Origin of the sequence: Williamsia sp. (genome assembly GCF_036566845.1) — a bacterium.
In the GTDB taxonomy this organism is placed as follows: Bacteria; Actinomycetota; Actinomycetes; order Mycobacteriales; family Mycobacteriaceae; genus Williamsia.
In genome coordinates this window covers 16,835-27,710 of sequence record NZ_DATCVM010000082.1, presented here as the reverse complement: position 1 = coordinate 27,710, position 10,876 = coordinate 16,835, and the positions used below count along the sequence as shown (strand labels likewise).

The 10,876-nt window shown below is 63.7% G+C and carries 12 protein-coding genes; 7 read left to right on the top strand and 5 right to left on the bottom strand.

The features are described from left to right. Positions 1 to 421, top strand: a 421-nt coding sequence (locus VIQ49_RS07190; RefSeq protein ID WP_331882528.1) for a cytochrome P450, incomplete at its 5' end; no start/stop codon positions are given. A gap of 91 nt (positions 422 to 512) precedes the next feature. After that, on the top strand, positions 513 to 1,133 hold the full coding sequence (locus VIQ49_RS07185; protein ID WP_331882526.1) for a TetR/AcrR family transcriptional regulator: 621 nt from the start codon (positions 513 to 515) through the stop codon (positions 1,131 to 1,133). Positions 1,134 to 1,228: 95 nt separating this feature from the next. On the opposite strand, the gene VIQ49_RS07180 is transcribed toward VIQ49_RS07185, so the two are convergent. From VIQ49_RS07180 to VIQ49_RS07165, 4 genes are read right to left on the bottom strand one after another with little or no spacing between them, the layout of a single operon-like run. Beyond that, the gene (locus VIQ49_RS07180; protein WP_331882524.1) at positions 1,229 to 2,290 is read right to left on the bottom strand and encodes an ABC transporter ATP-binding protein; all 1,062 of its coding nucleotides are present in this window, start codon (positions 2,288 to 2,290) and stop codon (positions 1,229 to 1,231) included. Continuing rightward, positions 2,287 to 3,087, bottom strand: a complete 801-nt coding sequence (locus tag VIQ49_RS07175) for an ABC transporter permease (RefSeq protein WP_331882522.1) — start codon at positions 3,085 to 3,087, stop codon at positions 2,287 to 2,289. Before VIQ49_RS07175 ends, VIQ49_RS07180 begins: the two co-directional genes overlap by 4 nt. Continuing rightward, positions 3,084 to 3,872 (bottom strand): molybdate ABC transporter substrate-binding protein, encoded by a 789-nt coding sequence (gene modA, locus VIQ49_RS07170; protein WP_331882520.1) that lies wholly within the window; start codon positions 3,870 to 3,872, stop codon positions 3,084 to 3,086. Before modA ends, VIQ49_RS07175 begins: the two co-directional genes overlap by 4 nt. Further along, complete coding sequence (locus tag VIQ49_RS07165; RefSeq protein ID WP_331882518.1) at positions 3,869 to 4,273, bottom strand: TOBE domain-containing protein; 405 nt, start codon at positions 4,271 to 4,273, stop codon at positions 3,869 to 3,871. The genes modA and VIQ49_RS07165 overlap by 4 nt, the downstream gene beginning before the upstream one ends. 142 nt (positions 4,274 to 4,415) lie before the next feature. Between VIQ49_RS07165 and VIQ49_RS28910 the strand changes: the two genes are divergently transcribed. From VIQ49_RS28910 to VIQ49_RS07145, 4 genes are all read left to right on the top strand, one after another. After that, a complete protein-coding gene (locus VIQ49_RS28910; RefSeq protein WP_414731593.1) occupies positions 4,416 to 4,748 on the top strand; it encodes a VOC family protein in 333 nt (110 codons plus the stop codon). Positions 4,749 to 4,844: 96 nt separating this feature from the next. Continuing rightward, the gene (locus VIQ49_RS07155; RefSeq protein ID WP_331882516.1) at positions 4,845 to 5,660 is read left to right on the top strand and encodes a VOC family protein; all 816 of its coding nucleotides are present in this window, start codon (positions 4,845 to 4,847) and stop codon (positions 5,658 to 5,660) included. Between the two features lie 241 nt (positions 5,661 to 5,901). Next, positions 5,902 to 6,885 (top strand): ATP-binding cassette domain-containing protein, encoded by a 984-nt coding sequence (locus tag VIQ49_RS07150; RefSeq protein WP_331882514.1) that lies wholly within the window; start codon positions 5,902 to 5,904, stop codon positions 6,883 to 6,885. After that, complete coding sequence (locus VIQ49_RS07145; protein ID WP_331882511.1) at positions 6,882 to 7,736, top strand: ABC transporter permease; 855 nt, start codon at positions 6,882 to 6,884, stop codon at positions 7,734 to 7,736. The genes VIQ49_RS07150 and VIQ49_RS07145 overlap by 4 nt, the downstream gene beginning before the upstream one ends. A 157-nt stretch (positions 7,737 to 7,893) precedes the next feature. On the opposite strand, the gene VIQ49_RS07140 is transcribed toward VIQ49_RS07145, so the two are convergent. After that, a complete protein-coding gene (locus VIQ49_RS07140) occupies positions 7,894 to 9,252 on the bottom strand; it encodes an ROK family protein (RefSeq protein WP_331882509.1) in 1,359 nt (452 codons plus the stop codon). A 435-nt stretch (positions 9,253 to 9,687) separates the two neighbouring features. Between VIQ49_RS07140 and VIQ49_RS07135 the strand changes: the two genes are divergently transcribed. Next, complete coding sequence (locus tag VIQ49_RS07135) at positions 9,688 to 10,866, top strand: LLM class flavin-dependent oxidoreductase (RefSeq protein ID WP_331882506.1); 1,179 nt, start codon at positions 9,688 to 9,690, stop codon at positions 10,864 to 10,866. Positions 10,867 to 10,876 lie beyond the last annotated feature (10 nt).

The following is a 10,876-nucleotide window of genomic DNA, read 5'->3' as shown; positions in this document are numbered from 1 at the left end:
CCGCAAGGCCCGCCACGACACCACCTTGAGCACCGGGCATCCGGTCCAGGCTGACGACTGGTTTCTCGTCCTGGTCGGCGGACTGCACCGAGATCCGTTGTGGGGGCCCGATCCCGACGAGTTCAACCCGGATCGATTCCTTCCCGACCTGGTGCGGGCCCGCCCCGGACACCTGTACAAGCCGTTCGGGACCGGACTCCGGTCTTGTATCGGACGTCAGTTCGCCATCCACGAAGCGGTTCTCGTCTTGGCAACCCTGCTCCGCCGATACGACCTGGCCGCCACACCCGGATACCGGCTCCGGACCTCGGAGCGACTCACCGCAATCCCCCGTGGGCTGAGACTCACCCCGACGTTCGCACCCTTGGGTGTTCACCCATCGGTCCTGGCCGCCACGGCTCGATGTGGAAAGGGCGTGTAGCTCCGGTATCTCGCCGGAAGAAATTGGCCGTGGCACATCTTCGGACGTTAGAGTCGGACGACACGTTTACCCGTCTGACAGCAGGGGTGCAATGACCGCCGAGACCGAGGTCCGCGAAAGCCCGCGCTCCAAGCGAACCCGCATCCTGTCTGTTGCGATCGATCAATTCGGCACCGTCGGCTACGAACGAACCAAGTTGGCGTCGATCGCCGATGAGGTGGGCATCGGCCAGACCGCGCTATATCACTACTTCGAATCCAAGGCCCACTGCCTGTTCACGATCATGCGACTCGAACTGGCCGATTCCGTCGAACGATTCGCCGTCGCCACAGCGGGTATCTCGGACCCTGCGGAAGCCCTGCGAACAGCTGTCGCCGCAGCACTCGAGGCCACGCCCACTGACGCATCGCGACGGCGGATCCTTCAAAATCACATGGATCTGTTGGCGACCGAACGCCAGTCCGTCAAGGAAGAAGAGGAACGTCTTCGGTCACGCGAGCTGGTCAGCGAAATCGAGCAGAGCTGGACCGACATGATCGCTCGTGGGATCAAGTCCGGCGACTTCGTCGATTCCAACCCGCACCTGCTGGGTCGACTTGTGTTGTCCCTCATCGTCAGTGTCTGGCGATGGTACCGACCGGGCGGAACGATCACAGTGGAGGAGATCACCGCACTGGTCACCGACGCCGCGTCGCGGATCGTCCGCAGGTAGATGCTGCAGCCCGCAACCGGGAACGGCCGGGTCGACCACGAGATCGGCTGCGGTACAGCAGATGCAGGTGCGACGACGCGTCGGCTCTCGACGTTCTAGCGTGGGCGGTACAGCGTGACCTCACTGGCTTTGATCACCAGGTAGACTTCGTCGCCGGTCACCAATTCGAGGTCGGCGACAGCTGCCCACGTGATCGCCGCGGCGACCGACTGTGGTCCCACCGCCGTGTCCACCCGGGCCAGATCACCCTGCGGAACAATGCGCTCGACACCAGCTTTCACCACATTGCGAGGACTGCCCACCGGCGGCGTCCGGTAGATCGCCACGGCGGCCGGTGAGAACGCGGCCATCACCCGATCGCCGACAACCAGTTCGGTGTCGGTCAAACCGGTGACGCCGAACGAACCGGCGTCCAGCGCGTCGCCATCCCAGATCCCACCAACAAGATTGAGACCGGCCAGCTGCGCTGCGAACTGATTTGCCGGACTGGTGAGCAGGTCCCGCACCGGACCGCGGTCGACGATCTTGCCATCACTCAAGACGACCGCCGAATCTGCCAGCGTCACCGCGTCGGCGATGTCGTGGGTGACCAGCAACGTGGTGCGGGCCCGGTCGGCGAGAATGCCCCTGAGCAACACTCGGATTCGTTGGGCCACATCGACATCGAGTGCACTGAAGGGCTCGTCGAGAAGCAGCAGCGCGGGATCGGCGGCCAGCGCCCGGGCCAGGGACACGCGCTGGGCCTGGCCACCCGACAGCTGCGCGGGTTTGCGATCCGCCAGATCGATGGCGTCGACCGCGTCCAGCCACCGCTCTGTGCGCGCCCGGACCTCGGCACGTGGCAGATGGGCAGCCGCGGGGGCGAACGCCACATTCTGCCGAACCGTCAGATGCGGGAAGAGCATGCCCTGCTGGGACAGCATCGCGACACCGCGTTTATGTGGTGGGACAAACACTTTCGGACCCACGAGTGGACGCCTACCCAGAGTGACGGAGCCGTCGACGGGCTTGAGCAGACCGGCGAGCAGGTTCATCAACGTACTCTTGCCGGCACCGTTGGGCCCCAGGATCGCCACCGTGGCGCCATCGGGAACCGTCAGTTGCAGGTCCAGAAACGGTACGTCACTGCGAAGCTCGGCAACCAGATCCCCGCTCATACCGCCACGGCCCGTCGCGAATCTCGCAGGTGCACCGCGATCACCACCAGCAGGGCGATCAGCACCAGCACCATCGATAGCGGCAGAGCCTGTTCCGGTTCACTGATCGATTCCACATAGATGGCCAGTGGCGCGGTCTGGGTGACACCCTGCAAGTTGCCGGCAAACGTGATCGTGGCCCCGAACTCACCGAGCGCACGTGCAAATGCCAGGACCATTCCGGACAGGAGCGCCGGAAAGACCAGCGGCATGGTGACTTTCCACAGGGTGTGGGTCGGTGACGCACCGAGCGTGGCGGCGACCTGTTCGTACCGGCTGCCGACACTGCGCAGCGCGCCCTCGAGACTGATCACCAGAAAGGGCAGCGCCACAAAGGTCTGCGCCAGGATGACGGCGGAGGTGGAGAACGCGATATCGATACCCAACGCCGTCAGATGTTCACCCACCAGCCCGAATTTACCGAAGGCATAGAGCAATCCGATGCCGCCGACCACCGGCGGCAGCACAAGTGGCAACAACACAACCGACCGCAACAGCCGGATCACCAATCCGGTACGGCGCGCGAAGACGATGGCCATCGGAACACCCAGCACAATGCACAGCACGGTGCTGGCCGTAGCTGTTTTCACACTCAGTTGTAGTGCATCCCGCGAGACATCGGAGGTGATGTTCTCCCAGAAATCACTCCACGGCGTGTTGATCGCGAGCGCGATCAGAGGCAGCAAGACCAGGGCCACCCCGACCGCGGCCGGGATGTACAGCCAGGCCGGAACAGCCTTCAGCCCACTGTTTCTCAAGCGGAGGGACCAAAGCCCTTCGAGGCGAGAAGCGCCGCGCCCTGCGGCCCAAGGATCATGTCGACGAACTTCTGCGCTGCGTCTTCGTACTTCGTCGCGGCCACCACCCCGATCGGATACTTGTTCACCACGGCGGCGAACGCGGGATCGGAGACCGCGGTCACGGTGGCGCCGGCGCCGGTCGCGTCGGTGACGTAGACCAGTCCGGCGTCGGCCTGTTTGGTCTGCACTTTGGTGAGAACCCCGGTCACCGCGGTCTCTTCACTGACCGGCTTGATGTCGATTCCGGTGTTCTGTTCGACCTGCGCGGTGGCGTTGCCGCACGGGACATCTACAGCGCAGACCACCGTGCTCACATCAGATCTGGTCAGGTCGGCCAGACTCTGGATGTTCTTCGGATTGCCCGGCTGGGTCACGATGGTGAGCACATTGGTCGCGAAGATCTGCGGGTCACTCACCGAGTCACCGAGTTTGGCCATGTTCTTCTCGTCGGCGGTCGCGATCACATCGGCGGGTGCGCCCTGCTGGATCTGGGTGACGAGTGCCGACGATCCGTCGAAGCTGTACTTCACCTCGATATTCGGGTTGTCCTCGGAGAACTCCTCCGCGAGCGCGGTGAAGCTGTTCTTCAACGACGCCGCCGCGAACACGGTGAGCGTGACCTTCTCGGTGCCTGCCGAACTGGTGCCGCCGGCCGAACTGTCATCGTCGTTCGACGAGCAGCCCGCCAGCAGCAATGCGGTGGACAGGAGCGGAGCGAAGATGGCGAATATCTTGGACTTCATTCGAAGGGCCTCGTTTCGACGATGACATTCGTGGCCTTGACGACGGCTGTTGCCACCGAGCCGGGTTTGAGATCGAGTTCGCGCACCGCATCGGTACTCATCAATGAGGTGACCTCGAACGGCCCGCACTGCATCGTCACCTGGCTCATCACCGGATCCGATTTCACCTCGGTCACCAGACCGACGAAGCGGTTGCGGGCAGAGCGTGCGACGGGTGCGTCGGAGGTGGAGACGACCGGTGCTCGATCACTCGCGAGTTTCGCCAATTCGGCGCCATCGACCACTTGACGACCGCTGGCATCGGTATGCGCAGAGAGTTCCGCCGAGGCGATCAGTCGGCGAACGGTGTCGTCGCTGATCCCCAGCAGTTCCGCTGCTTGCCGGATTCGTAGGTCGGTCACCCTCTGAGATTTGTCCGCCCATGCGGTTCTGTCAAGCCGATCCATCCGCAGGTGCGGATTTCCCTGGCTCATGTCGGTGTTCCGGCGCACCCTGGTCTGTGTCCGTGAAGCTCCCGATCGCCTGTCCGGAGGACACCACGCCATGCCAGTCATCGATTCCCAACCCGACGGCGTCCCCGTCTGTGATCACGATCAGCGACAGCGACGAGCTCCGCTACAGCCAACTTGCGCTGCAAGGGCAGCAACCCGGAGAAGGACACGCCGGGATCATGGACGGCGCCACCTCCTGGCACCGGGGGTTCCGTCGCACTGGTCCGTCTACATCGGGGTCGAGGATTCCGACGCCACAGCGGCCAAGGCCGCCGAACTCGGCGGCATCGTGGTCCAGGGTCCCGAGGACACCCCCTATGGACGCCTGGCCACCATCAACGACCCCTGGGGAGCGATGATCAAACTCTTTCAGCTCAATTCCTGAACACCGTCGACAGCGATCTGTGCGCGATGAGTTTTCACGCGCACGTTTGTCTATGCCTGTGAAGCTCTCACAACGCCTGCCCGGAGGAGACCCACCATGCCCGTCATCGACTCACAACCCGACGGTGTACCCGTCTGGTTCGACCTGAACAGTTCAGAGCCCGTTGCCGCCGCGAAGTTCTACGGCGATCTGTTCAACTGGGACTGCACCGAACCCGACGAACAGTTCGGTGGGTACGCAACTTTCAGCTATCAGGACAAACGAATCGCCGGCATCGGCCCCAAGATGGCTCCGGATACGCCGGACTTCTGGGGGATGTACTTCCAGACCTCCGACATCAACGCCTCGGTCAAGAAGGTCACCGAAGCCGGCGGCAGTGTCCTGGTCGAGCCGATGGAGATCCCGGAGCTCGGGACGATGGCCATCGTCACCGACCGCGGCAGCAACCCGGACACCGCTCCCGGCCTCAATCCCCACGGAGCGGTATTTGGCTTCTGGGAACCCCAATCACACAAGGGTTTTCAGCTCTACATGGAAGTCAACGCGCCTTGCTATTTCGAGCTGCAGACCACCGACCACGCCGCGGCCGTGGACTTTTACAGCCAGGTTCTGGACAGCCCGGTGGTGACGGTCAGCGACACCGACGAGTTTCGCTACAGCCAACTGGCGCAACAAGGCCAGGGGCCCGGAGAAGGACACGCGGGAATCATGGACGCCTCCAAGTACCTGCCAACTGAGGTTCCCTCACATTGGGGCATCTACATCGGCGTCGACAACGCGGATGCAACAGCGGCCAAGGCCACCGAACTCGGCGGCACCGTGGTCCAGGGTCCCGAAGACACCCCTTACGGACGCCTCGCCACCATCAACGACCCCTGGGGAGCAATGATCAAACTCCACCAGGTCCTGTAATTGTGATCATCCCGAACAAGCCTCACCCGTCGGAGTTCCGACGCTCACAACGACATATCGAACAGGCGGGCCTGCCCCGGTCCTTGACTTCACGTGCGCTTGAAGTCGGAGGATTGGATGCAACGCCTTGAAACCAAACGAATGAGGGGGAATCCAAGTGTCCGTACTCGGCAGCAAGACCACGGGGACCGGCAATAAAATAGGTGGAAACTTGTCAGACCACGTCGCTACCGTTGACCACATGACTTCCACCGCCATCACAACCGACTACGCCGTCGAAGCCATCGACCTGGTCAAGGAGTTCAATGGCGTCCGGGCCGTCGACGGAGTGAGCTTCAAGGTTCCGCCGGGCTCGGTGCTCGGCCTGCTCGGCCCCAACGGCGCAGGCAAGACCACCACCGTCCGCATGATGACCACGCTGAGCACACCTACATCGGGCACCGCGAGGATCGCCGGCTACGACGTGACCGAACATCCGGACCTCGTCCGCAGCAGCATGGGCCTGACGGGGCAGGCCGCCACCGTCGACGAACTGCTGACCGGCCGGGAGAACCTGTGGATGATCGGGAGCCTGTACGGACTCCCCCGCAAGCAGGTTCGCGAATCCGGCGACAAGCTACTCGATCAGTTCTCACTGACTGACGCCGCCGATCGTGTGGTCAAGACCTACTCCGGCGGTATGCGCCGCCGGCTTGATCTGGCGGTTAGTCTGCTGGCGTCACCTCCGGTCCTGTTCCTCGACGAGCCGACCACCGGACTCGATCCGAGGAGCCGGCAGGAACTCTGGGATGTGCTGAAATCGCTGGTCAGCGGGGGCACCACTCTGGTGCTCACCACGCAGTACCTCGAAGAGGCCGACCAGCTCGCCGACGACATCGTTGTCATCGACAAAGGCAAGATCATCGCCGCCGGCACTCCGCTGCAACTCAAGGAACAGGCTGGCAAAGCAAGTCTGGTCATCACGGTGTCGTTGTCTGACGACCTACCCGAGGCGACCCGGCTGCTGCAGGAGAACAGCGGCGAGGTCTTCGTCGATGAATCGGCACGCCAACTCACCGCGAGCGCCGACGGGATCGGCGACCTGACCAAGATCGCCGGGATCTTCGAGCGTAGTGAGATCGCGGTCGACGACATCGGACTCACCCGCCCCAGCTTGGACGACGTCTTCCTCAGTCTCACCGGACACCGGGCAGAAGACGCCGACGACGAGGAGACCAACTCATGACCACCACCGCTTCTGGTACCACCGTCACAAAGACACCGACAACTTTCACAGCCGGCAAACCAGATCTGGTGCGCGAATCACTGGTGATGGTGCGGCGCAATCTGATTCACACCAAACGCCAGCCCGAGATGCTGTCGGATGTGACCGTCCAGCCGATCATGTTCGTGCTGCTGTTCGCGTACGTGTTCGGTGCGTCCATCAACCCCGGGTCCGGTTTCGACTACAAAGAGTGGTTGCTTCCCGGAATCATGGGCCAGACGATCGCCTTCTCGGCATTCATCGTTGCACTGGGTCTGACGAACGACCTCGAGAAGGGCATCATCGACCGATTCCGTTCGCTGCCGATGGCCAAGTGGTCGGTGCTGGTCGGCAGGTCAGTGGCCGCACTGATCCACTCGTCGATCGGCATCGTGGTCATGGCGCTCACCGGATTGTTGATCGGGTGGCGCATTCACGAGGGCGTCCCGAAAGCGATACTCGCTTTCGCCCTGGTCCTGTTGTTCGGGTTCGCGATGATCTGGTTCGGCATCCTCATCGGTTCGGTGATGAAGACGCCGGAGGCCGTCAATGGCGTCATGTTCACCCTGTTGTTCCCGATCACGTTCCTGTCGAACGCCTTTGTGCCGACCGCACCGATGCCGGGCTGGTTGCAAGCCATCGCCGAATGGAACCCGATCTCGTCGCTGGTTCAGTCGATGCGTGAACTATGGGGCAATGGGCCGGCCGCGCCGGCCGATGCGCCCTGGCCCTTGCAGAACCCGGAGCTCTCGACGGTGTTGTGGTCGATCGGGCTGACGCTTGTCTTCGCCCCGTTTGCCCTGCGGGCCTACCGCAAGCGCACAACCGACTGACCTATCCCCGATCCATCGACCGGGCCCTTGCAACCATCGAGCGGGCCGATAATGCCGGAATTTCAGGCGCTATTGGCCCGGTCGACGGCGGTGGCGGCCCGGTCGACGTGTTTTTCGTCGGCCCGGTCGGCAGTGATTGCGTCCCGCCCGGTGGGGATCACGCGGTATGAGCGAGCGCTTCGATCGGATCGCTGTAGATCGCATCGAGCGAGACGGCGCCGGCAGCCTGCTGCTGAACCGTTGCGCCGGAACGCGACACCCGAACGTCGCGGCGCGGGGCCACCGACGTTTCGCGAACGGCCTGAGCGAGCATCGGAAGCGTCGACGGCGCATCGGTGAACGCCTGGCCGCCGAGAACCACGTGATCGGGATTGAAGATGTCGGCGATCAGACCGACCGCACGTCCCAGGATTTCGGCACGCTCGGCGAGAATTGCCCGGGCCACGCCATTGCCCTCGGCCGCCAGCTGGTGCACCTCGTCGACATTCTCGATCGCGAGTCCGGCAGCAATCGCGGCATCGACGATGCCGGTGTCACTGACGGTCGACTCGAGCTGTCCGGTTCCGGTGGGATCGAGCAGTTCGGTTTTGCCGACCGGGAAGTGGCCGATCTCCGGAGGTCCACCGGCCGGGGTGTAAACACTGCCACCGACGGTGAAGGCGATTCCCACCGATTCACGGGCGTAGAAGTAGACAAAGCTGCCACCCTCTTTTGCGGGGTCCACCAGCAGTTCGGCCTGGGGATTGAGCAGCAGTTCGGCAGCGGCCATGGCCTCCACGTGAGAGGCCACCGAGATCGGGAGGCCGATCACCGACGCGAGCACTTCGCCGACCGGTGCTGATTCCCACGCCAGGCGCGGATGCGTGTTGCGTCCGGCCTTGTCGACCCGGCCGGCGAGCGCGACACCCGTCCACAGCATCTTCTTGTTCGGCCAGCGGGACAGGAATCGTTTGGCACTCAGACCGATCGAAGTCAGCGTCTGCTCCGGCGTATCGGCAACCGGAGTCGGGATCTGGATGGCGCCGACAACCCGATGGAAGAGATCGTGCGTGGTGATCGAGGTGACCTTGAGACCGATGTGGATACCGACGGTCAGGAAGTCGGAGGTGTTCAGTTCGAACGGCAGACGAGGGCGGCCGATGGCACCAGCCGGTGCCAGGTCGGCGCGTTCGCGCAGCAGCCCCGCCTTGAGCAATGCGCTGACCTGCCGGTTCACGGTCGAGATGCTGAGCCCCGAAGCACTGGACGCCGCGTCCCGGAAGACCGGTCCGTGCAGACGCGCAGCCCGCAGAACCACTGCCGCCGGCTTGGTCGACAGATGTAGCTGCGGGTTCGCGATGTGAATCTTGGCTGCCTTCTTCGGGCCGGGGGCACCCAGCGGTTGGTCAGCGCGACCGGGCGCAGTGACGCGAGAGCCGACCAGTGGTCGCGAAGTGCTGCGCTCGGACGGACGGGTGACGGTTGAACGGGTGGCAGTGGAGCCAGAAGTGATGCGGTGATCAAGTGTTGCAGTCATCGGGAGTCCTCGTCGAATGATCGCACCAAAAACCCATTGGTTTCAGCGCGGAAGTGTTGATACGGAAATTGCCGCAAGCGCGGCGAGACCAGATCAGGACATTCGACAACAGAGGACGCGAGCAAATGGCAGACGACATCCCAGCGCGGTGATCACATAGGTGACCTCCGGGATGTGGTGACCAGTGCTCGACATAGGCAAAACATAGCAGCGACACAACACCGCTGCCAATAATTCGGCCGCCGGCCACCGGCCAATCGAAACGCTTTCGGCAGCGCACCGGACCGCCCTCACAGTCGGTTTCACCGGCGAGAATAGTCCCGGCGCCCGCCTGGTTGTCGACTTGGAATCACGGCGAACGAAATTGTGGAGACGGATCACAATGGCGGCACACACTGGGTCCCGATCCTCGTTTCCAAGAGAAAGGCACCTGTCGTGTCCCTGCATTTCCATTGGTTCCTGCCGACGTACGGCGACTCCCGGAATCTGATGGCAGGTGGTCACGGTTCGGACATGTCAGGAGATCGCCCGGCGACTCTGCGCTATCTGAACCAGCTTGCCGGCGCCGCCGAGGTCAACGGCTTCGAGGCCGTCCTCACCCCGACGGGGATGTGGTGTGAGGACGCGTGGCTCTCGACAGCGATGCTCTTGGGGACGACCGACACCCTCAAGTTCCTGGTGGCGATGCGCCCGGGGCTGGTCAGCCCGACCCTGTCCGCGCAGATGGCAGCCACGTTCCAGTGGCAGTCGAAGGGACGACTACTGCTCAACGTCGTCACCGGCGGCGAATCGTCGGAGCAGCGCGCATTCGGCGACTTCCTGTCGAAGGATGCCCGGTACGAGCGTTGCGGCGAGTACCTCGACATCGTTCGGCGACTGTGGACCCAAGAAGAGCCCGTCGACTTCACAGGAAGGCACCTTCGGGTCCAGGGTGCCCAGCTCGCCCGCCGCCCCGACCCGTTGCCTCCCATCTTCTTCGGCGGATCCTCCCCGGCCGCCGGCACCGTGGCCGCGAACTTCGCCGACACCTACCTCACGTGGGGTGAGAAGCCCGAGGCCGTCGCCGCCAAACTCGACTGGATCCGGGGGCTGTCCGGTGCTGTAGGTCGCGAACTCACCTATGGGATCCGGCTACACGTCATCTCCCGCGACACCTCCGAACAGGCGTGGGCCGAAGCAGACCGTCTCCTCGGAGCGCTCGATCCCGCGGTGGTCGCGGGAGCGCAACAGAATCTCGCGCGGTCGGAGTCCGAAGGCCAGAGGCGGATGCTCGAACTCCACGGCGGCGGGGCGGCATTCGACGCCGGAACCGATGCCCGGGCGTTGGAGATCTACCCCAACTTGTGGACTGGCGTCGGCCTGGTCCGCGGCGGGGCGGGGACTGCGCTGGTCGGCTCCCATGACGAGGTCGCAGACCGGATCGAAGAATACGCAGCCCTCGGCCTCGATCACTTCATCCTCTCGGGCTACCCCCACGTCGAGGAGGCCTACCACTTCGGCGAGGGTGTACGTCCACGTCTGGTCCGGCGCGGGCTGCTCGAAGCCGACGAACACGCACACGAACCGGTTCGCGGCGCCTTCCTCACCTCGTATGAACCGGCCGGCGCCTCATGAACATCCCGGC